Annotated in this window: 18 protein-coding genes; 9 read left to right on the forward strand and 9 right to left on the reverse strand. The window is 73.6% G+C overall.

Features of this window, described 5'->3' with window-relative positions; all coding sequences use genetic code 11:
- Nucleotides 1-16 precede the first annotated feature (16 nt).
- Both NFX44_RS30710 and ppc read left to right on the forward strand, forming a co-directional pair.
- Nucleotides 17-1,072 carry a hypothetical protein gene (locus tag NFX44_RS30710; RefSeq protein WP_262287091.1) on the forward strand — a complete coding sequence of 352 codons (1,056 nt, stop codon included), beginning with the start codon at nt 17-19 and terminating at the stop codon, nt 1,070-1,072.
- A gap of 124 nt (nt 1,073-1,196) precedes the next feature.
- Nucleotides 1,197-3,983 carry a phosphoenolpyruvate carboxylase gene (ppc, locus tag NFX44_RS30715; protein ID WP_262287092.1) on the forward strand — a complete coding sequence of 929 codons (2,787 nt, stop codon included), beginning with the start codon at nt 1,197-1,199 and terminating at the stop codon, nt 3,981-3,983.
- Between the two features lie 61 nt (nt 3,984-4,044).
- Here ppc and NFX44_RS30720 read toward each other — a convergent pair whose 3' ends face one another.
- Entirely contained in the window at nt 4,045-4,893 is an 849-nt protein-coding gene (locus tag NFX44_RS30720) for a hypothetical protein (protein WP_262287093.1), read from the reverse strand.
- Between the two features lie 55 nt (nt 4,894-4,948).
- Here NFX44_RS30720 and NFX44_RS30725 point away from each other — a divergent pair, with 55 nt between their 5' ends.
- Together NFX44_RS30725 and NFX44_RS30730 are read left to right on the forward strand one after the other, a co-directional pair.
- Complete coding sequence (locus tag NFX44_RS30725) at nt 4,949-6,127, forward strand: DNA recombination protein RmuC (protein ID WP_262287116.1); 1,179 nt, start codon at nt 4,949-4,951, stop codon at nt 6,125-6,127.
- Between the two features lie 148 nt (nt 6,128-6,275).
- Complete coding sequence (locus tag NFX44_RS30730) at nt 6,276-9,584, forward strand: S8 family serine peptidase (RefSeq protein WP_262287094.1); 3,309 nt, start codon at nt 6,276-6,278, stop codon at nt 9,582-9,584.
- Nucleotides 9,585-9,650: 66 nt separating this feature from the next.
- Here the strand turns inward: NFX44_RS30730 and NFX44_RS30735 are convergent, their stop codons facing one another.
- Nucleotides 9,651-10,103: a hypothetical protein gene (locus tag NFX44_RS30735; RefSeq protein ID WP_262287095.1), complete on the reverse strand. Its 453-nt coding sequence runs from the start codon at nt 10,101-10,103 to the stop codon at nt 9,651-9,653.
- A gap of 41 nt (nt 10,104-10,144) precedes the next feature.
- Nucleotides 10,145-11,131, reverse strand: a complete 987-nt coding sequence (locus NFX44_RS30740; protein WP_262287096.1) for a 4-hydroxy-3-methylbut-2-enyl diphosphate reductase — start codon at nt 11,129-11,131, stop codon at nt 10,145-10,147.
- 131 nt (nt 11,132-11,262) lie between these two features.
- Here NFX44_RS30740 and xseA point away from each other — a divergent pair, with 131 nt between their 5' ends.
- Entirely contained in the window at nt 11,263-12,477 is a 1,215-nt protein-coding gene (gene xseA / locus NFX44_RS30745; protein ID WP_262287097.1) for an exodeoxyribonuclease VII large subunit, read from the forward strand.
- 14 nt (nt 12,478-12,491) lie between these two features.
- Entirely contained in the window at nt 12,492-12,704 is a 213-nt protein-coding gene (locus tag NFX44_RS30750) for an exodeoxyribonuclease VII small subunit (RefSeq protein WP_262287098.1), read from the forward strand.
- A 35-nt stretch (nt 12,705-12,739) separates the two neighbouring features.
- Here the strand turns inward: NFX44_RS30750 and NFX44_RS30755 are convergent, their stop codons facing one another.
- Both NFX44_RS30755 and NFX44_RS30760 read right to left on the reverse strand, forming a co-directional pair.
- Nucleotides 12,740-13,579 (reverse strand): hypothetical protein, encoded by an 840-nt coding sequence (locus tag NFX44_RS30755; protein ID WP_262287099.1) that lies wholly within the window; start codon nt 13,577-13,579, stop codon nt 12,740-12,742.
- Nucleotides 13,580-13,784: 205 nt separating this feature from the next.
- Nucleotides 13,785-14,480, reverse strand: coding sequence for a DUF4245 domain-containing protein (locus tag NFX44_RS30760; RefSeq protein ID WP_262287100.1), 696 nt, complete (start codon nt 14,478-14,480; stop codon nt 13,785-13,787).
- A gap of 159 nt (nt 14,481-14,639) precedes the next feature.
- On the opposite strand from NFX44_RS30760, the gene glpX reads away from it, so the two are divergent.
- Together glpX and NFX44_RS30770 are read left to right on the forward strand one after the other, a co-directional pair.
- Nucleotides 14,640-15,671, forward strand: a complete 1,032-nt coding sequence (gene glpX, locus NFX44_RS30765) for a class II fructose-bisphosphatase (RefSeq protein ID WP_262287101.1) — start codon at nt 14,640-14,642, stop codon at nt 15,669-15,671.
- Nucleotides 15,672-15,685: 14 nt separating this feature from the next.
- Nucleotides 15,686-16,669, forward strand: a complete 984-nt coding sequence (locus NFX44_RS30770) for a DMT family transporter (RefSeq protein WP_262287117.1) — start codon at nt 15,686-15,688, stop codon at nt 16,667-16,669.
- Here NFX44_RS30770 and NFX44_RS30775 read toward each other — a convergent pair.
- Nucleotides 16,638-17,555 (reverse strand): NAD-dependent epimerase/dehydratase family protein, encoded by a 918-nt coding sequence (locus NFX44_RS30775; RefSeq protein ID WP_262287102.1) that lies wholly within the window; start codon nt 17,553-17,555, stop codon nt 16,638-16,640. The genes NFX44_RS30770 and NFX44_RS30775 overlap by 32 nt on opposite strands.
- Before the next feature lie 136 nt (nt 17,556-17,691).
- On the opposite strand from NFX44_RS30775, the gene NFX44_RS30780 reads away from it, so the two are divergent.
- On the forward strand, nt 17,692-18,384 hold the full coding sequence (locus NFX44_RS30780) for a TetR/AcrR family transcriptional regulator (protein WP_262287103.1): 693 nt from the start codon (nt 17,692-17,694) through the stop codon (nt 18,382-18,384).
- A gap of 19 nt (nt 18,385-18,403) precedes the next feature.
- On the opposite strand, the gene NFX44_RS30785 is transcribed toward NFX44_RS30780, so the two are convergent.
- The 3 genes from NFX44_RS30785 to NFX44_RS30795 all read right to left on the reverse strand — a co-directional run bounded on the left by NFX44_RS30785 (nt 18,404) and on the right by NFX44_RS30795 (nt 20,916).
- Nucleotides 18,404-19,372 (reverse strand): NAD(P)/FAD-dependent oxidoreductase, encoded by a 969-nt coding sequence (locus NFX44_RS30785; RefSeq protein ID WP_262287104.1) that lies wholly within the window; start codon nt 19,370-19,372, stop codon nt 18,404-18,406.
- 103 nt (nt 19,373-19,475) lie between these two features.
- Nucleotides 19,476-20,135: a rhomboid family intramembrane serine protease gene (locus NFX44_RS30790; RefSeq protein ID WP_262287105.1), complete on the reverse strand. Its 660-nt coding sequence runs from the start codon at nt 20,133-20,135 to the stop codon at nt 19,476-19,478.
- Nucleotides 20,136-20,235: 100 nt separating this feature from the next.
- Nucleotides 20,236-20,916 carry a lytic transglycosylase domain-containing protein gene (locus NFX44_RS30795; RefSeq protein ID WP_262287106.1) on the reverse strand — a complete coding sequence of 227 codons (681 nt, stop codon included), beginning with the start codon at nt 20,914-20,916 and terminating at the stop codon, nt 20,236-20,238.
- Nucleotides 20,917-21,114: the final 198 nt, after the last annotated feature.

A 21,114-nucleotide genomic window follows, 5' to 3' on the forward strand; every position in this document is an offset into this window, starting at 1 on the left:
GCAATAGGCTGAGCGCGTGGACGAGGCGCAGCGGGACCTTCCGGTACGCGACTGGCTGCCCCGCACGGCCGCGCTGCTGCTCGGCACGCTCGCCCTGGCCACCGCGTTCATCGCCGCCTACGTCGGCGCGCTGCACCAGCCCAGGCCCCACGACGTGCCCGTCGGGGTGGTGCTCGGCGACCAGCGCGCCCAGGCCGTGCTGGCCGCCGTCCGCCAGCGCACCGACAAGATCGAACCCATCGAGTACGACGACCCGGCCACCGCCGACGACGGCCTGACGACCCGCGAGGTGTACGGCCTGCTCACCTCCGGCCCGGACAACGGCCTGCGCCTGGTCACCGCCAGCGCCTCCGCCCCGGCCGCCACCGAGCTGGTGACCCAGGTGCTCCGGCAGGCCGCTCAGCAGGCGAACCTGCCGATCCAGGTCACCGACGAGGTGCCGGTGGAACCGACCGACCCGCGCGGGCTGGTCCCGTTCTACCTGGCCGTCGGCCTCGTGCTGGGCGGCTACCTGGCCTCCACCGCGCTGGGCCTGAGCACCGGCACCGCCCCGGTGAGCCTGCCCCGGGCCGGGCTGCGGCTCGCCGCCCTGGCCGTCTACTCCGCCGTGCTGGGCATCGTCGGGGCCGCCGTCGTCGGCCCGGTGCTCGACGTCTGGCACCACGACATCCCGGCGGTCGCGGCGGCCGGCGCGCTGGCCGTCTTCGCCGCCGCCATGGTGGCCAGCGCCGTGCAGGCGTGGCTCGGGCTGCTCGGCACCGGGCTCGTGATCCTGCTGCTGGTGGTGCTTGGCAACCCCGGCTCCGGCGGCATCTACGCCCCCGAGTTCCTGCCGGACTGGATGCGCGGGATGCACCGCTGGAACCTGCCCGGCCTGACCACCGACCTGATCAAGTCGGCGGTCTACTTCGACCGCCGCTCGACGGGCTGGACGCTGTCCGGGCTCACCCTCTGGGCCCTGCTCGGGATCGTCGGGCTGCTCACCGCGACCATCTTCCGGAGCCACCGGCGCGCGGTGCGGGCCGCCCGCGCCCGCCCGGACACCTCCGCCGGGCCGCCCGCCCATGGCTGAGCCGGTCCACGGGTCCCAGAGTGCAGATCGTCACGCGATCCCCCTCCTTCCGCCGGGGCCCGCGCGGATACCATCCAGGGAGTCGGACAGCGCTGTCCTTCGTACTCGCGTAAGGAGCGCACCCGTGACCGACCAGCACGACCACGACGGCCCCGACGCCGCTCTCCGGGCCGACATCCGCCGCCTCGGCACGCTGCTCGGGCAGACCCTCGCCCGGCAGGAGGGCCGCCCCCTGCTCGACCTGGTCGAGGAGATCCGGGCCCAGGTCCGCTCCGACCCGCCGGCCGCCGCCCAGCGCCTCGGCGGGCTCGACGTCACCACCGGCACGAAGCTGGCCCGGGCCTTCTCCACCTACTTCCACCTGGCCAACATCACCGAGCAGGTGCACCGGGCCCGCGACCTGCGCCGGCGGCGGGCCATGCACGGCGGCTGGCTCGACCAGGCGGCCAAGATGATCGCCGAGCGCGGGGTGCCGGCCGAGGAGATCGCCGCCGCCGCCCGCCGGCTCGCGGTACGCCCGGTGTTCACCGCCCACCCCACCGAGGCGGCCCGCCGGTCCATCCTGTCCAAGCTGCGCGCGGTCGCCGACGAGCTGGACGCCGAGACCGCCAACGCGATCCTCTACGGCGCCAGCGACGAGGGGCCGGCCAACCGGCGCCTGGCCGAACTGCTCGACCTGATGTGGCAGACCGACGAGCTGCGGCTGGACCGGCCGGACCCGACCGACGAGGCCCGCAACGCCATCTACTACCTGCGCGACCTGCACGCCGAGGCCGCCCCGCAGGTCCTCGACGACCTCGCCGACACGCTGCGCACCCTCGGCGTCGAGACCTCGCCGACCGCGCGCCCGCTGACCTTCGGCACCTGGATCGGCGGCGACCGGGACGGCAACCCGTTCGTCACGCCGGCGGTCACCCGCGAGGTGCTGCGCATCCAGCACGAGCACGGCATCGCGGCCACCGAGAAGGCCATGGACGAGCTGATCAGCGAGGTCAGCGTCTCCCGCCGGCTGCGCGCGGTCTCCCTCGACCTCTCCGCCAGCCTGGCCACCGACCTGGACGCGCTGCCCGAGGTGGCGCCCCGGTTCCGCCGGGTCAACGCCGAGGAGCCCTACCGGCTCAAGGCGCGCTGCGTGAAGGCGAAGCTGGCCAACACCCGGGAGCGGCTGCGCACCGCCACCCCGCACGTGCCGGGGCGGGACTACCGCGGCTCGGCCGAGCTGATCGCCGACCTGGAGCTGCTGCGCGCCTCGCTGGCCCGCAACTCGGGGCAGCTCACCGCCGTGGGCCGGCTCGCCTCGACCATCCGTACGGTCTCCGCGTTCGGCCTGCACCTGGCGACCATGGACGTGCGCGAGCACGCCGAGGCGCACCACGCGGTGCTCGCCCAGCTCTACGCGGCGGTCGGCGAGGTGTCCGACTACCCGTCGCTGACCCGCCTGGAGCGCACCAAGCTGCTCGCCGACGAGCTGGCCGGCCGCCGGCCGCTCTCCACGGTGGACAGCCCGCTCACCGAGGCGGCGCAGAAGACGTTCGACGTGTTCGGGGCGATCCGCGAGGCGCAGGACCGGTTCGGCACCGAGGTCATCGAGTCGTACATCATCTCGATGACCATGGGCGTCGACGACGTGCTCGCCGCGGTCGTGCTGGCCCGCGAGGCCGGCCTGGTCGACGCGCACAGCGGCCGGGCGCGGATCGGCTTCGTGCCCCTGCTGGAGACCCCGACCGAGCTGAACGCCGGCGGCGAGCTGCTGGACGAGCTGCTGTCCCTGCCGGCCTACCGGGCGCTGGTGACGGCCCGCGGCGACGTGCAGGAGGTGATGCTGGGCTACTCCGACTCCAACAAGGAGGCTGGCATCACCACCAGCCAGTGGTCCATCCACCGGGCCCAGCGGGCCCTGCGGGACGTGGCCGCCCGGCACGGCGTGCACCTGCGGCTCTTCCACGGCCGGGGCGGCACGGTCGGCCGGGGCGGCGGCCCCACCCACGAGGCCATCCTGGCCCAGCCGTACGGCACGCTCGACGGCGCGATCAAGGTGACCGAGCAGGGCGAGGTCATCTCCGACAAGTACACGCTGCCCGCGCTGGCCCGGGAGAACCTGGAGCTGACCGTGGCGGCGGTGCTCCAGGCGACGCTGCTGCACACCGCGCCCCGGCAGCCGGCCGAGATGCTGGAACGCTGGGACGCGACCATGGACGTGGTCTCCGAGTCGGCCTTCCGGTCCTACCGGTCGCTGGTCGAGGACCCGGACCTGCCCGCCTACTTCTGGGCCTCCACCCCGACCGAGCTGCTCGGCGCGCTCAACATCGGCTCCCGGCCGGCGAAGCGGCCGAACACCGGCGCCGGGCTGTCCGGCCTGCGGGCCATTCCGTGGGTGTTCGGCTGGACACAGACCCGGCAGATCGTGCCCGGCTGGTTCGGCGTGGGCTCCGGGCTGGCCGCCGCGCGGGCGGCCGGGCTGGAGGACGTGCTGGCCGAGATGAACCGGAACTGGCACTTCTTCCGCACGTTCCTGTCGAACGTCGAGATGATGCTGACCAAGACCGACCTGTCCATCGCCCGGCGCTACGTGGAGACCCTGGTCCCGAAGAAACTGCACCCGATCTTCGAAAAGATCGAGCAGGAGTACGAGCTGACCAAGCAGGAGGTGCTGGCGATCACCGCCTCACCCGCCCTGCTGGACAACTCGCCCGTGCTCCAGCGCACCCTCGCCGTGCGGGACACCTACCTGGAGCCGCTGCACCACCTCCAGGTGGCGCTGCTGCGCCAGTACCGGGAGTCCGGCGCCGCGGGCCGCGCGGTGGCCACCGCGCCGGGCGGCCGCCGCGCCCCCAACGACGGCACGGCGCTGGAGCGGGCGCTGCTCACCACGGTCAACGGCATCGCCGCCGGCATGCGCAACACCGGCTGACCCCGGTCGACGAGAAGGCCCCGGTCGCGCGGACCGGGGCCTTCGTCATCCGCGCGGCGGGCTACCAGTCACCCCCACCGAAGTCCCCGCCGCCGAAGTCGCCGCCACCGAAGTCACCGCCGAAGTCCCCGCCGCCGGCGTAGTCGCCCTGGCCGGCGAAGTCCTGGCCCTGGTCACCGAAGTCCTGCCCCTGGTCGCCGAAGTCCTGGCCCTGATCCTGGCCCTGGTCGCCGCCCTGGTCCTGGCCGTCGTCGAAGCCGTCGTTGAAGCCCTCCTGGTAGCCGGCCTCGTAGCCGTAGCCCGGGTCGGCGAAGGCGGGCGAGAAGAGCGCGTCGGCGATCAGGATGCCGCCGAGCACGCCGGCGCCGGTGCCCAGCGCGGTCTTCCACCACGGCGTCGAGTACCAGCCGGCCGGCACCGGGCGGCCCTGCCAGTTTCCGCCCGGATAGTAGTAGGGAGTCTGGTTTCCCGGCTGGGGGCCGGCCCGGTAGGTCTGCCCCTGCACGTTCACCTCGCGCTCCTTGGTGAGCATGCCCGCGCCGCGCGCGGCGGCCAGCGGCGGCAGCTCCGGGCCCGGGTCGATGCCCATGGCGGTGCGCGCCGCCCGGATGTACGCCAGACCCTCCAGCGCGGTCTCCCGGGCCAGCGCGAACTGGTGCGGGGTGCCCGCCTGCTCCAGCTGGGAACCGGCCGCGTTGTAGCGCTCACCGGCGTCGGCCAGCGCCTGGCGGACCGCCGGGGCGTCCCCGTGCAGGTTCATCAACTGCCCGCCGAGCCGCTCGTACCAGCGCTGCGCCTCAGCGCGGGCGTCGGCCAGCTCGGTGGCCCGCCGGGACCTGCTCCCCCACCGCCAGAACACCAGGGCACCTCCGAGCATCAGGACCAAGACCACCCACAGGGCAACCTCCATGACCTCGAACGTACCCAGCGGGCGCACGTCGTACCCGTTTGGCAAGCTCTTCGGCATGAGCTTCTCGACGCTGGCCGTGGTGGTGCTCTGCCTCGCCGCGGGCGGCGCGGTGGGCTGGCTGGCCGCCCGGTCCCGCTCGGCGGCGGACATCGCCCGGCTGGAGGCGACCCTGGCCGCCACCCGGGAGGGCGAGGGGCGGCTGGAGCAGTCCATGCGGGCGCTCAGCTACGAGGCGACCGCGCAGTCGCAGGAGGCGGTGGCCCGGGCGGTGGCCCCGCTGCACGACACCCTCCGCCGCTACGAGCAGCGGGTCGCCGAGCTGGAGCGCGACCGGGTCGACGCCTACGCCGAGCTGCGCGAACAGGTGCGGTCGATGAGCGCGGTCTCCGGTGAGCTGCGCACCGAGACCAAGCAGCTCGTCGCGGCGCTGCGCGCCCCGCAGGTGCGCGGCCGCTGGGGTGAGCACCAGCTCCGCCGCATCGTCGAGGCCGCGGGAATGCTGGAGCACTGCGACTTCAACGAGCAGGTCACCGCCGCGACCGACCACCAGGGGGTCCGTCCCGACCTGGTGGTCCGGCTGCACGGCGGCCGCACCGTGGTGGTCGACGCCAAGGCGCCCTTCGACGCCTACCTGACCGCCATGGAGGCGCGCGACGAGCGGGGGCGCGACACCCACCTCGACGCGCACGCGCGGCACCTGCGGGCGCACGTCGACGGGCTGGCCGCCAAGAACTACTGGGCGGCGTTCGACCAGACCCCGGATTTCGTGGTGCTGTTCGTGCCGGCCGACCCGTTCCTCGACGTGGCGTTGCAGCGCGACCCGTCGCTGCTGGAGCACGCCTTCGCGCGCAACGTGGTGCTGGCCACGCCGGCCACCCTGGTGGCGCTGCTGCGCACCGTGGCCTACTCGTGGCGGCAGGAGGCGCTGGCCCGCAACGCGGCCACCGTCCACTCGCTGGCCCGCGAGCTCTACGGGCGGCTGTCCACCCTGGGCGATCACGTCGGCAAGCTCGGCGGCGCGCTGGGCGGGGCGGTGACCGCCTACAACCGGGCGGTCGGCTCGCTGGAGGCGCGGGTGCTGGTCAGCGCCCGCAAGCTGGCCGAGCTGGGCGTCTCCGACCAGGAGCTGGCCGCCCCGGCCCAGGTCGAGCTGGCGCCGCGCCAGCCGCAGGCACCGGAGCTGGTGGAGGGGGCGTCCACATCGGTCGAACGGCCGGCGGCCGTCGACGGCTGACACTCGCAACGTGACGACGACCGCCGATCGGAGTCACGGAGTGGTCACAACCTACTCGGGAGTAGTGACACCGACAGGGCCAGGCCGAAGGATCGCTGGCACGCGCGCCCTGTCTCCTGAAGGGCCCTGTTCTCTGGAGGAAGAGAACGTGAGTCAACCCCGTAACCGGAGCCGGCGTACCTCCGCCGCGCTCTTCGCCTCGGTCCTGGCGGCCGGCGCCATGACCGTCGGGGGTGGTGCCGCGACCGCGAGCGCAGCCCCCGCCGCCGCCCCCGACGCCCCGCAGGCAACCGCCGCAGAGGCGCTGGGCGCCCACGACGCCAAGCTTCTGGACGAGGCGGAGGCGAAGCACGCCCCGACCGTCACGCTGATCATCGCCGCCAAGAAGGGTTCGGCCAAGAAGGTCGCCGACGGACTGGCCGGTCTGGGCGCCACGGTCAGCCAGCGCTACGACCAGGTCGGCTACCTGCTCGCCAAGGTCCCCACCGCGAAGGTCCTCAAGGCCGCGACGCTCCCCGGCGTCTCCGCCGTCGACCTCGACGAGACCATCAAGCTTCCCGACCCGGCCCCCGAGACCGCCCCCGCGGGCGCGAAGGCCGCCGCGCAGGGCGCGACGCTGGCCGGCCCGGGCGCCGACACCGGCGCGGTCAACCCGTACATGCCCACCAACGAGACCGGCGCGGAGGCCTTCAAGGCCGCGCACCCGGAGTGGGACGGCCGTGGCGTCACCATCGGCATCATGGACTCCGGCATCGACCTGGACCAGCCGGCGCTGCAGACGACCACCACGGGCGAGCGCAAGATCGTCGACTGGGTGACCGCGACGGACCCGCTGGAGGACGCCACCTGGCGCGCGATGATCACCGAGGTGGCCGGGCCCTCCTTTACCACCGGCACCGGCGCCTCCGCCGTCACCTGGACCGCTCCCGCCGGCAGCTACCGCTTCAACACCTTCCGCGAGTCGATCACGGCCGGCAGCGACCCGGCCGGTGACGTCAACCGGGACGGCGACACCACCGACTCCTGGGGCATCCTCTACAACCCGGTGAACCACGACATCCGGGTCGACGTCAACCAGAACCGCGACTTCACCGACGACGAGGTGATGCGGCCGTACAAGGAGAAGTTCCAGGTCGGCCACTTCGGCACCGACAACCCGGCCACCGCGGTGCGGGACCAGATGCCGTTCGTCGTGGAATACCGCGAGGACGTCGACACCACCCCGGCCGGCGGCCCCGGCCTGGTCGACTACGTGAACATCGGCATCATCGAGGCCACCCACGGCACCCACGTCGCCGGCATCACCGCCGCCAACGACATGCTGGGCAACAGCGCCTTCGACGGCGCCGCGCCGGGCGCCAAGCTGGTCTCCGCCCGGGCCTGCTCGTGGGGCGGCGGCTGCACCGCCGCAGCGCTCACCACCGGCATGGTGGACCTCGTCGTCAACCGCAAGGTCGACGTGGTCAACATGTCGATCGGCGGCCTGCCGGCGCTCAACGACGGCTCCAACGCGCGCGCCAACCTCTACGACGAGCTGATCAGCACCTACGGCGTGCAGATGTTCATCTCGGCCGGCAACTCCGGCCCGGGCCTGAACACCGTCGGCGACCCCTCCGTGGCCAGCAACGTGGTCAGCGTGGCCGCGAACATCAGCAAGGACACCTGGCTGGCCAACTACGGCTCGGTGGTCCGCAAGGGCAACGCGCTGTTCAACTTCTCCTCCCGCGGCCCGCGTGAGGACGGCGGCTTCAAGCCGAACGTGACCGCCCCCGGCTCGGCCATCTCCACCGCGCCGACCTGGCAGCCCGGCAACCCGGTCCCCGAGGCCGGCTACCCGCTGCCCCCGGGCTACCAGATGCTGAACGGCACCTCGATGGCCTCGCCGCAGGCCACCGGCGCCGCCGCGCTGCTGCTCTCGGCGGCCAAGGCCACCGACAAGGGCGTCACCCCGGCCGCGCTGCGCCGGGCCATCTACACCTCCGCCAAGCCGATCGCGGGCGTCCCGACGTACGCGCAGGGCTACGGCATGTTCAACGTGCCGGGCGCGTGGGGCCTGCTCGCCGCCGGCGTGCAGACCCGGACGTACACCTCCGAGGCGCCGGTCTGCACCGAGCTGTCGGGCAACCTCACGAGGTACAACAAGGACTCCGGCCAGTTCGAGCCGAACCCGAACGTCGGCACCGGCATCTTCAACCGCTGCGCGGCCGGCAAGGGCGGGCAGAAGGTCAAGGAGAGCCGCAACTACGAGGTCAAGCTGACCCGCACGAGCGGCCCGAACAAGAGCCTCAAGCACACCGTCGCGTTCCGCGGCAACGACGGCACCTTCTCGGCCCCGCAGGTCGTGTGGCTGCCGCTGAACAAGACCGTCACCGTCAAGGTGAAGGCCAAGCCGCTGACCGCCGGCGCGCACGGTGCGATCATGACCGTCGACGACGCGTCCACCTCGGTGGTCGACTTCGAGGTCGCCACCGTCGTGGTCGCCTCGAACGCGGTCTCCGCCCCGGCGTACTCGTTCTCCACCGAGGGCTCGATCGAGCGGAACGGCTTCACCTCGTACTTCGTGACGGTCCCGGAGGGCGCGGGCGCGCTCCAGGTCAACCTCTCCGGCATCGCCACCGGCTCGCAGACCCGGTTCATCGCCATCAACCCGTACGGCGTGCCGGTCGAGAGCACCGCGAGCACCGCCTGCTACACCAACTTCTCCGACGCCGCCGCCTGCAAGCCGCAGGAGCGGGACTACCAGAACCCGATCCCGGGCGTCTGGGAGATCGAGGTCGAAGCCCGGCGCACGTCGCCGGCGCTGGACAACCCGTTCCAGCTGCGGGCGCGGGTGCAGGGCGTCACGGTCGAGCCGGCCGTGGTCGAGCTGCCGTCGGTGACCGCCGGCGAGCCGACCGAGGTGAGCTGGGGCCTGACCAACGCGTTCGGCCCGGTCCAGGTGACCGGCGTCGGTGGCCCGCTGGCCAGCGTGCACGCCGAGCGTCCGAGCATCGCCACGGGCGGTCGCCAGGAATACACGGTGGACGTCCCGGCGGGCGCCACCTCGTTCACCGCGCGGATCGGCAACCCGTCCGACCTGAGCGCCGACCTGGACCTGTCGGTCTTCCTCGGCGCGACCCGGGTGGGCCAGTCGGCCGACGGTGACTCGGAGGAGGCCGTCACCCTGTCCAACCCGGCCGCCGGCACCTACCGGGTGGTCGTTGACGGCTACGCGGTCAGCGACCCGACCACCGCGTACGACTACCGCGACTCGTTCGCCGCCCCGGCGCTGGGTTCGCTCTCCGCCCCCAGCACTCCGCTGGCCCTGGCCAACGGCGCCACCACCACCCTGACCGGCACGGTGACCGCCAAGGCCACCCCGGCCGCCGGCCGGGAGCTCTACGGTGACCTGGCCGTCACCACCGTCGAGGGCGCGGTCGTCGGCCGCGGCTCGGTGGAGGTCGGTGCGGTCAACTGACCCGCTGAACCCAGGAGCCCCGTCCCCCGATCAGGGGGGCGGGGCTCCGTCGTTCGCGGGCTCGGGTCAGGCGCGGCGGGCGGACTCGACGACGAAGGGGGTGCCCTGCTGGCAGGTGGTCATCATGCCGGGCTCCGAGCGCCCGGTGACCTCCACGCGGGTGCCGGGCTTGAGCAGGTCGCGCGGGCCGCCGATCAGCAGGTTGTCGTCGATCAGCACACAGTTCGGCTCGACACCGGCGCGGATCGTCCCGCTGAGCGTGGTGGCGCCGGGGCCGGGCGGCTTCGACGGGCCGCCCTTCCAGGGGGGATTCGGGCGGCTCGGGCCGACGCTGGGGCCGGGGTCGGGATGGCTGGTCACCGGGGCGGCTCCTGTCGGGCTGAGGCCGGGAACGGGCTGGCTGGTCACCGGGGTCGGCCCCGTCGGGCTGGGGCCGCCGGGCTCGCTGCCGGGGCCGGCGCAGGCGGTCAGCGCCGCGCCGGCGAGCAGGGCGACGAGCACCGTCCGAGGAGTCTTCATGACCGGTTGGACGTGGTCGGCGGCGGTTTCGTTCCGGCCGGTCAGCCGCGGGCCGCCGCGGCCTTCAGGTCGCGCTTGAGCTCCTGCGGCAGCGAGAAGGTCAGCCGCTCGTTGGCGGTCGTGATCTCCTCGACGTCGGCGAAGCCGCGCTCGGCCAGATGCGCGAGCACCTGCTGGACCAGCTCGTCCGGCACGCTGGCGCCCGAGGTCAGGCCCACGGTGCGGGCCCCCTCCAGCCAGGCGTCGTCGATCTCGTGCGCGAAGTCGACCAGGTGCCCGGCGCGGGCGCCGGCGTCCACCGCCACCTCGACGAGGCGCACGGAGTTGGAGGAGTTCCGCGAGCCGACCACGATCACCACGTCGCAGTCCGGGGCGATCTCCTTCACGACGTGCTGACGGTTGGAGGTGGCGTAGCAGATGTCGTCGCTGGGGGGCGACTGGAGCAGCGGCAGTCGCTGCTTGAGCCGGGCCACGGTCTCCAGGGTCTCGTCGACCGAGAGGGTGGTCTGGGAGAGCCAGACGACCTTTTCCGGGTCGCGCACGGTGACCTTGTCGGCGCCGTCCGGGCCGTCCACCAGCTGGATGTGCGCGGGCGCCTCACCGGCGGTGCCGACGACCTCCTCGTGCCCCTCGTGGCCGATGAGCAGGATGTCGTAGTCCTCGGCGGCGAACCGCCGGGCCTCCTGGTGCACCTTGGTGACCAGCGGGCAGGTCGCGTCGATCGCCCTGAGCGACCGCACCCTGGCCTGCTCGTAGACCTCGGGGGCCACGCCGTGCGCGGAGAAGATGACGGTGGCGCCCTCCGGCACCTCCTCGTTCTCCTCCACGAAGATCGCGCCCTTGGCCTCCAGCGTCTGCACCACGTGCTTGTTGTGGACGATCTGCTTGCGGACGTAGATCGGCGCGCCGTAGAGCTTCAGCGCCTCCTCGACGGTCTGCACCGCCCGGTCCACGCCCGCGCAGTAGCCGCGGGGCTTGGCCAGGAGCACGCGCTTGCCGGTCCGGGGAGTCGTCTCAGCATCAGTCACCCGACCATCGTACGTGCCGGCTTCCGGCCGGGCTGTCGATCATGAGGTTGGCGGCGGTCCCGGAGATCGACACCGCCGTCAACCTCATGATCGACGCGGGCCGCGTCGGGGGTGGGCCTTAGGGTGGGCGGGTGAGCGAAGCGGATCGGAGCACGTCCGAGGAGCCGTGGCCGGTCCGGGTGGTCAGCCAGAAGATCGGGGCCTGGATCGCCCGGCTGGGGTGGGTGTGGGTCGACGGTCAGATCGCGCAGATCAGCCGGCGGCCCGGCGCGAGCACGGTCTTCCTGACGTTGCGTGACCCGTCGGCGGATCTCAGCCTGACCGTCACCACCAACCGCGACGTGCTCGACGCGGGCGCACCGGAGCTGAGCGAGGGCGCCCGGGTGGTGCTGCACGCCAAGCCGGAGTTCTACGCCGCGCGGGGCACGCTGAGCCTGCGCGCCGACGAGATCCGCCAGGTCGGGCTGGGCGAGCTGCTGGCGCGGCTGGAGAAGCTCAAGAAGCTGCTGGCCGCCGAAGGGCTGTTCGACCGGGCCCGCAAGCGCCGGCCGCCGTTCCTGCCCGGCCGGATCGGGCTGATCACCGGCCGCGCCTCGGCCGCGGAGCGGGACGTGCTGACGAACGCCCGCCGCCGCTGGCCGGCCGTGGAGTTCCGCACGGTCAACGTGGCCGTGCAGGGGCCGAGCGCGGTGCCCGACATCGTCGGCGCGCTCAAGGTGCTCGACGCCGACCCGACCGTCGATGTGATCATCATCGCCCGGGGCGGCGGCGGCATCGAGGACCTGCTGCCCTTCTCCGACGAGGCGCTCTGCCGGGCGGTCTTCGCGTGCCGCACGCCGGTGGTCAGCGCGATCGGCCACGAGACCGACACGCCGCTGCTCGACTACGTCGCCGACGTGCGGGCCTCCACGCCGACCGACGCGGCCAAGCGCATCGTGCCCGACCTGGCGGAGGAGGTCCGCCTCATCGGCCAGGCCCGGTCCCGGCTGGAGCGGGCGGTGCGCAACCTGGTCGACCGGGAGCAGCATCGGCTCGACCTGCTGCGCTCCCGGCCGGTGCTGGCCCGCCCGCAGGTGATGATCGACCAGCGCGCCACCGACGTCACCGCGCTGCGCGACCGGGCCGGCCGCTGCCTGGACCACCGGCTCGGCGCCGCCGGCGACGACCTGCGGCACACCCTGGCGCGGCTGCGCGCCCTCTCCCCCGCGGCCACCCTCGACCGGGGCTACGCCATCGTCCAGCGCGGCGACGGGCACGTGGTGCGCGCCGCGTCGGAGGTGGCCAAGGGCGACCCGCTGCGGGTACGCCTCGCCGAGGGCGAGCTGGCCGCCACCGTGGACGGCTGATGGAATGGGACCCGATGACTGACACGACGAAGGACGAGCGGCTCAGCTACGAGCAGGCCCGGGCCGAGCTGGCCTCGGTGGTCGAGCGGCTGGAGGCGGGGGGCACCTCGCTGGAGGAGTCGCTGGCGCTCTGGGAGCGCGGCGAGCAGCTCGCCGGGATCTGCCAGCGCTGGCTGGACGGCGCACGGGCCCGCATCGACGCCGCCCGGCAGCGCGCGGAGGACTGAGCGGCGGGACGGCCGGAGCCGTCCCGCCGGCACGGTCAGTTGAACAGGTTGTAGAGCTCGGCGGGCGCCTCGGCGACCTGGTCGGCCGGAGGCTTCTGCGCGGCGGCGGCGTTGCCGTAGTCGGTGTAGGTGATCTTCACGTCCTGCGCGGCGCTCTGCCCGGCGGCCGGGATCTGGAGCACCAGCTCGCTGAGCCGGCCCTGCGGGTCGACCTTGGCGGTGAACGGCACCGACTGCGCCTGCGCGCCGAGCGCGGTGATCACGGCCGGGTCGAGCGAGCCCGCCTCGGCCGCCTTCGACACGTCGACGGTGCCCGCGTACGTGCCCTCGCCGGTCTTCCGGACCTCGGTGACGCCCTGGGTCAGCACCGCGCTGCCGGCCGGGTCGACCTTGTCGAAGTCGAAGCCGAGCGCCCGGTTGCCCTTGATCCGGGTCTGGTCGAGGTGCTGGTACTTGCCGAGGTTGAGGTTCTTCAGCCCGGGCACGCTGGCGGCGGCCTTGCCACCCAGCTCCAGCTTCACCCAGCTGTCCGGCTTGTAGTGGATCAGGTCGAGCTTCATCATCAGGTCCGACGACGGGTCGCCGATCGTCATCCGCATCTCGGCGCTCTGGCTGGGCTCGTGCACCTGCCCCTCGGCGGTGGAGCCGGCGCCGGACATGGTGAACCGGAAGTTCCCGTCGCGGATCGCGTTGGTGGAGTCGAGCAGGGCCTGCTTGGCCTCGCCGGCGGGCGTGCCGCTCGGGGCGATGCTGCCGGAGGCCGCCGGGGTCGCGGAGGCGCCCGCGCCGGCGGTCCCGGTGTCGTTGCACGCGGCCAGGCCGGGAATGAGCAGCGCCGCGGCGAACGCGGTGGCGCTGAAGCGTCGAATCGTCACGTCAACCTCTCCAGGTGGGTCGTCCGGCCCACGGAGGTGCCGGAGTCGGGACGCCGCAGCCCGGACGCCGGCTCCGGCGCACGAGCCCGTCCGGCCGGTGTGGTCGGCTCCGGCGGGCTCGTGCCCTCTTCTGTTCCCTGAAGCGGTGTTCCGCAATCCCTGTCCGGTGCGGGAGAAACGACCCTCGCCCGGCGGCGGGGGCGGGTCAGCGCAGCGCGGTGACGAGTTCGCGCAGCTCCGCCTCGCCGGCGTCGCCGACCACGAGCACGGTGCGGTTGGGCTCCAGCAGGACGAGGGCCTGCTCGTTGCCGCGGGCGGTGTACCGCTGCCAGCTCGCGCCGCCGGGCAGGTCGGCCGGGCCCTGCGGCTGGCCACCGCTCAGCTCGGCCGGCAGCAGCTTCTCCGCCGGCACGTTGCTCTCCACCAGCTGCGCACCCCGGCCCTCCGGGGTCACGTAGCCGATGCGCAGGGTGCCGCCACCGGACTCGGTCTGGTAGCGGGCGCTGACCGTACGCCAGTCGGAGCCCAGCCTGCGCGGCTCGGCGACCGGGAAGGCGTTGGCGGCGCGGGCCTGCTCGAAGGCCGGCGCGGGGTCGACGCGGACCGGCTCGTCCCCGCCGAGGAAGCCCCGGTAGAAGGCGAGCAGCAGGGCGATCGGGACCAGCAGCACCAGCAGCGACAGGGCCATGTCCTTCGGCGACCGCTCGGACCGGGCCTTCTCCTTCCGCGCGGGCGGCGCGGGCTGCTCCCCGGCGTCGGTCAGTGGCGCGGGCCCGGTCGACTCGACCAGGGCCGGCTCCCCGGCCGGCGGGGTCGCCCCGGCGGCCGGCAGCACCGGCGGCTGGCCGTCGGGCGGGGTGGCGTCGGTCGGTACGCGGTCGGCAGGCTGTGCGGCTTCCACCCGCCCATTCTCGCAGCCGTCCGGATGACGTGATCCTGGCCTCCTCCGCCCCGCTCCGGCGGCGAACCTGAGATCGTGTGAGGATCAGCGACAAAACCGGCGGCGGCGACGGCCGCATCCCGCCGGTCCACCCCGCAACGTCGCGAGGAGGAAGCCGTCATGACAACCACCAGGACGCGGACGCCCCAGGATCTCGACCGCAACCTTGCCCTCGACCTGGTCCGGGTGACCGAGGCCGCGGCCATGGCCGCCGGCCGCTGGGTCGGCCGGGGCGACAAGGAGGGCGGCGACGGAGCCGCCGTCGACGCCATGCGCAAGCTGATCAACTCGATCCCGATGCGCGGTGTCGTGGTGATCGGCGAGGGCGAGAAGGACAACGCCCCGATGCTCTTCAACGGCGAGGAGGTCGGCGACGGGACCGGTCCCGAGGTGGATGTGGCGGTCGACCCGATCGACGGCACCACGCTGATGAGCAAGGGCATGCCCAACGCGCTGGCCGTGCTCGCGGTGGCCGAGCGGGGCGCGATGTTCGACCCGAGCGCCGTCTTCTACATGGAGAAGCTCGCCGTCGGCCCGATGTACGCCGACGTGGTCGACATCAACGCCGGGGTGGCCGAGAACATCCGCCGGATCGCGAAGGTCAAGGGCACCGACCCGACCGAGGTGACGGTCTGCGTGCTGGACCGGTCGCGCCACGACGACCTGGTGAAGCAGATCCGGCGCACCGGGGCGGGCATCCGGTTCATCTCCGACGGCGACATCGCCGGCGCCATCGCGGCGGCCCGGGGCGAGTCCGACGTCGACGTGCTGATGGGCATCGGCGGCACGCCGGAGGGCATCACCGCGGCCTGCGCGCTGAAGTGCATGGGCGGCATGATGCAGGCCAAGCTCTGGCCCAAGGACGCCGAGGAGCGGGAGAAGGCGCTGGCCGCCGGGCACGACCTGGACCGGGTGCTCTTCACCGACGACCTGGTCACCGGCGACAACTGCTTCTTCGTGGCCACCGGCGTCACCTCCGGCGACCTGCTGCGCGGCGTGCGCTACCGGGCGGGCGGGGCGTACACCCAGTCGATCGTGATGCGCTCGAAGAGCGGCACGATCCGGGTGATCGACTCCTACCACCGCCTGGAGAAGCTGGCGCTCTACTCGGCGGTCGACTTCGACGGGCGCCCCCTGGCCGAGCAGGAGTGACCGAGACCGGGACGGTGGCGCCCCCGACGCTGCCGGCCACGCGGCGGATCGCCGGCACCGGGCTGGCCACCGCCTCGGGGCTCGCGGTGGCCGTCCAGTCCCGGATCAACGGCGAACTCGGGGTACGGCTGGCCGACGGGATCGCCGCCGCGGTGGTCTCGTTCGGCCTCGGCCTGCTGGTGTTGCTGGTGCTGGTCCCCGCCACGCCCGGTGGCCGGCGAGGGCTGGCCGCACTGCGAGCCGCGCTGCGGGATGGCTCGCTGCGGCCGTGGCAGTGCCTCGGCGGGGTCTGCGGCGCCTTCCTGGTCGCCACCCAGGGGCTGACCATCGGCACCCTGGGCGTGGCGGTGTTCACGGTCGCCGTGGTGGCCGGCCAGTCCGGCAGCAGCCTGCTCGTCGACCGGGCCGGGATCGGCCCCACCGGGCGGCAGGCGGTCACCCCGAACCGGCTGGTCGGCGCGGCGCTCACCGTGCTGGCCGTGCTGCTGGCGGTGGGCGACCGGCTCGGCGATCCGGGTGCCCTGGCGCTGGCCCTGCTGCCGCTGGCCGCCGGGGTGGGCATCGCGTGGCAGCAGGCGGTGAACGGCCGGGTCCGCGGGGCCGCCGGCAGCGCGATGACCGCCACGCTTGTCAACTTCACCGTCGGCACGGTGGCGCTGCTCGCCACCTTCGCGGTGGATGTGGCGGTCCGGGGGCGCCCGACCGGCGGTTTCCCGAGCGAACCGTGGCTCTACCTGGGCGGCCCCATCGGCATCGTGTTCATCGCGCTGGCCGCCGCCATCGTCCGGTTCACCGGTGTGCTGCTGCTCGGCCTGGCCACCATCGCCGGGCAGGTCGTCGGCGCCGTCCTGCTGGACCTGCTGCTGCCCACCGCGGCCTCGCACCCCACGCCGACCACCCTGCTGGGGGCGGCGCTGACCCTGGTCGCGGTGCTGGTCGCCGCGGTCGGGCCGCCCCCGCGGCTGGTCAGCCGCGCAGCGCCGCCACCGTCTCCTTGACCGCCCGGTCCAGCGGCGTCGCCTCGACGCCGAGGGTGGTGGTGGCGGGGCCGGAGTCCATCACGAAGGGCCGGTCGAACTGGTAGGCGGTCTCCCGCAGCTCCCGCGCCATGGGGTTGGCCAGCCCGCCGAGCCAGAGCACCGGGTACGGCATCCGGGTCAGTCGCGGCGCGGGGGCACCGACCAGGGCCGCCGCGCGGGTGGCCAGGTCCCGCATCGGGACGGCGGGCGCGCTGGGCACGTGCCAGGCCCGCCCCCAGGCCCGCTCGTCGGTCGCGGCGGCGACCAGGGTGCGGGCGACGTCGGGAATGTACGTCCAGGTGTGCGGGGCGTCCCAGTCGACCGGGAGGAACACCCGCTGCCCGGCGAGCGCCCGGGGCAGGACCATCATGGCCAGCGAGGTGCCGCCGGCGCCGAGGTAGTCGGAGCCGCGTACCTCGGTGATCCGGGCCTGGCCGGCCCGGTGCGCGGCCAGCGCGTCGGCCCACATCCGGTTGCGCACCCGCCCCTTGGTGCCGGTCGAGGCGAGCGGGGTCGCCTCGGTCATCGGGCCGTCGACCGGGCCGTACCCGTAGAGGTTGCCGACCGTGGCGAGGACGGCGCCGGTCCGCCCGGCGGCGGTGAGCAGCGCGGCGGCCAGCGGCGGCCAGTCCAGCGGCCACCGGTGGTACGCCGGGTTGGCGCAGTTGTACAGCGCCGTCGCGCCCTCGGTCAGGGCGGTCAGCCGCTCCGCGTCGGCCGCGTCGGCGGCGATCCGCTCGATGGCGGGGTGCGTGGGCCCGGTGCCACGGCGGGTCACCACCCGCACCTGGTCGCCGCGCTCGGCGAGGAGACGGGCCGTGGCGGTGCCGACGGGTCCGGCGCCGACGATCACGTGCAGGGCCATGAGGGCCACCCTTCGAAGCAGTAATCCGATGCGAGAGCACCGCTCTCGCAACAGAGCATGCACGACACGGCGCCCGTTCGTCAAGAGCGGTGCTCTCTGTTTTGATTGGCGCTCTCATCCGTGGCAGGGTGGAGGCATGGTCGCTCACACGCTCCGCGCCCGGGTCCGCGCCGGCATGATCGACGAGATCAAGGCGGTCGCCCGCCGCCACCTGGCCACCGACGGCGCGAACCTGTCGCTCCGCGCGGTCGCCCGGGACATGGGCATGGTCTCCTCGGCGATCTACCGCTACTTCCCCAGCCGGGACGACCTGCTCACCGCGCTGATCCTGGAGGCGTACGAGGCGCTCGGCGACGCGGTGGAGTCGGCCGACGCCGGCGTCGACCAGGCGGACCTGCGCGGGCGCTGGCTCGCCGCGTGCCGGGCCGCCCGAGCCTGGGCGCTGGCCCACCCCGCCGAGTACGCCCTGCTCTACGGCAGCCCCGTCCCCGGCTACGCGGCCCCGGACGACACCGTGGCACCGGCCCAGCGACCGCCGGAGACCCTGGTCGGCATCCTCCGCGACGGGGTGGCCACCGGCCGGCTCCACCCGTCCGGCGAGGAGCTGCCCGAGCCGCTGCGGTCCGACGTGGCCGAGCTGGCGGCACTGATCCCCGTGGACCTGCCGCCCGCACTGCTGGCCCGGGGCATGGCCGGCTGGACCCAGCTCTTCGGGCTGATCAGCTTCGAGCTGTTCGGCCGGATCAACCGGGCGCTGCCGCACCGCGACGAGTACTTCGACCACCAGATCGGGCTGATGGCCGACCTCGTCGGGCTGCCCACCTCCTGAGCCCGGCGGCGGCCGCCGGTCAGGTGCCGTCGGAGGAGTGGCCGGGGAAGAGGTGCGCGCTCGGGTCGATGACGACCGCCGCGTTGTTGACGGCGGTGGCCGCCTCGCCGAAGCCGGTGGCGATCAGCCGCACCTTGCCCGGGTAGTCGGTGATGTCGCCGGCCGCGAACACCCGGGGCAGGTTGGTGGCCATGGCGCTGTCGACCACGATGTGCCGCCGGTCGAGGTTCAGGCCCCACTCGGCGAGCGGGCCCAGGTCGGCGGTGAATCCGAGCGCGGCCACCACGGTGTCCACCGGCAGGGTCTCCACGGCGCCCCCGCGCACGGTCAGCTCGGCGCCGGTGACCCGGTCCTCCCCGTGCAGCCGGCTCACCTCGGCGTTGACCACCACCCGCACCGGCAGCGCCCGCACCCGGTCGACGGTCGAGGCGTGCGCGCGGAACCGGTCGCGCCGGTGCACCAGGGTCACCGAGCGGGCGATCGGGGCCAGCGTCACCGCCCAGTCGAACGCCGAGTCGCCGCCACCCACGATGAGCACGTCCCGGCCGGTCAGCTCGGTCGGCTGCGGAACGAAGTAGACGATCCCGGCGCCCACGAAGCTGTCCGCCACCGGGAGCGGCCGGGGCGTGAAGCTGCCCAGCCCGCCGGTGACCAGCACCGCGCCGCAGTGCAGCTGGTCGCCGCCGGCCAGTCCGAGCACCGGCCGCCCGTCCAGGTACGACAGCTTCTCCGCACGGACCCCCAGCAGGTATTCCGGGCGGAAGGGCGCGGCCTGGGCGACCAGGTTGGCGACCAGCTCCCGCCCCTTGATGGCGGGAAACCCGGCGACGTCGAGGATGAGCTTCTCCGGGTACATGGCGGTGACCTGGCCGCCCGGCTCGGGCAGCGCGTCGATCACGGCCACGGAGAGCCCGCGGAACCCGGCGTAGTAGGCGGCGAACAGCCCGGCGGGGCCCGCCCCGATCACGGCGACATCGACCTCGCGCATGGCGTACCGTCACTTTCGCCAAGGGATCAACGCGTGCTGATCCCGACGGTAGGCGGGGCGGTGGCCGCGGGCAAGCACGTCCCGCCGGCGGGTGGACGTGCCGTCAGGGCAGCGTGACCGGGGGTGACCCGAGGGAGTCCCGCGTCCCGCCCTCCACCCGGCGGCGGAACAGCACCGCCGCGACGACCCCGCCGAGCAGCCCGAACAGGTGCCCCTGCCAGGAGATGCGCTCGTCGGTGGGCAGGATGCCGAGCAGCTGCCAGCCGTAGAGCAGGCCCACGAGGAGCACCACGGCGAAGTTCCACCAGCTGCGTTCGACGATGCCGCGGGTGAGCAGGATGCCGAGGTAACCGAAGATGACGCCGCTCGCGCCGACCACCACCGAGTTGGGCGAGCCGGTGAACCACACCCCCAGGCCGCTGACCAGGATGATCACCAGCGTGGACCAGAGGAACCGGCGGGTGCCGGCGGCCAGCACGAAGGTGCCGAGCAGGATCAGCGGGATGCTGTTGCTGTAGAGGTGGTTCCAGCCGGCGTGCAGGAACGGCGAGAAGAACACGCCGTCGAGCCCCTGGATGCGGTGCGGGATGATGCCGGCGGTGACGTCGAGGTCGGCGCGCAGGCCGACGTCGACGGCCTCGATGAGGAACAGCACCGGCACGACCGCGCACATGGCGACGAAGGCCCGGCCGAGCGAGGCGTAGAACGCCTCGGTGCCGAACCGGTGGGGGTCGCCGCCCGTGCGGCCGTCCTGCCAGGTCACCCGTCAAGTGCTATCAGTAATCGGGGCGCACCGCCACTCGGGGGCGACACGACGACGGCGGGGCGTGCGAATCTCCGCACGCCCCGCCGTCGATGTCCGATCAGTACCAGCCGGAGTTCTGCGAGTGCCGCCAGGCGCCGCACGGGTCGTCGTACCGGCCCTCGATGTAGCCGAGGCCCCACTTGATCTGGGTGGCCGGGTTGGTCTTCCAGTCGTCGGCCACCGAGCCCATCTTGCTGCCCGGCAGGGCCTGCGGGATGCCGTACGCGCCGGACCCCTCGTTGTACGCCTTGTGGTTCCAGCCGCTCTCCTTGGTCCAGAGCTTGTCCAGACAGGGGAACTGGTCGATGCCGAAGCCCTCGTCGAGCATGATCGCGCAACCGATCTTGCGGTTGCCGCTGAACTCCTCGCAGGACGCCGGGATCGGGCCGTCGTAGGGCTTGGCCGCCGCCTTCTCCGCGGCCTCGCGCTCCTTCTTGCGGGACGCGGCCGCCGCCTCGGCCTCCTTGGCGCGCTCGGCGGCCTCCTTGGCCGCCGCCGCGGCGCGCAGCCGCGCCTGGTACTCGGCGGCCCGCTGCTTGGCCGACGCCAGGCGGTGGTCGGCCTGGCGGTCGCGCTGGTACGCGTACTCCGTCCGGTCGACCTCCAGGCCGACCTGCGCGGTCAGGCCCTGTTGCTGGGTCTGTCGGTCTTCACCCAGATAGAAGCCGCCGGCAACGCCCACGGAGAGCAGTGCGACGGCGGCCGTACGGGCGCCGAACCGGCTCCACAGCCGACTCACGAAGTGTCCCTTCGTCGGGGGCAAGGACACGGCGCGACGCGTGGCCCTGGAGCGGCCGCGCCGGCGCCGTGAGCGCCCCGAGACCGTCGCGGTCGCAGCCGACGCACCGGTGCTCGCCGCCTCTCCGCCGTGTCGTGGCGAACGATGCTCGACGATCTTCCTGGTGCGTGCGACGCCTCCAGGTTGCGGCGCATCGTG

The sequence above is a fragment of the Micromonospora sp. MA102 genome (assembly GCF_025460765.1).
Lineage (GTDB): Bacteria > Actinomycetota > Actinomycetes > Mycobacteriales > Micromonosporaceae > Micromonospora > Micromonospora halotolerans.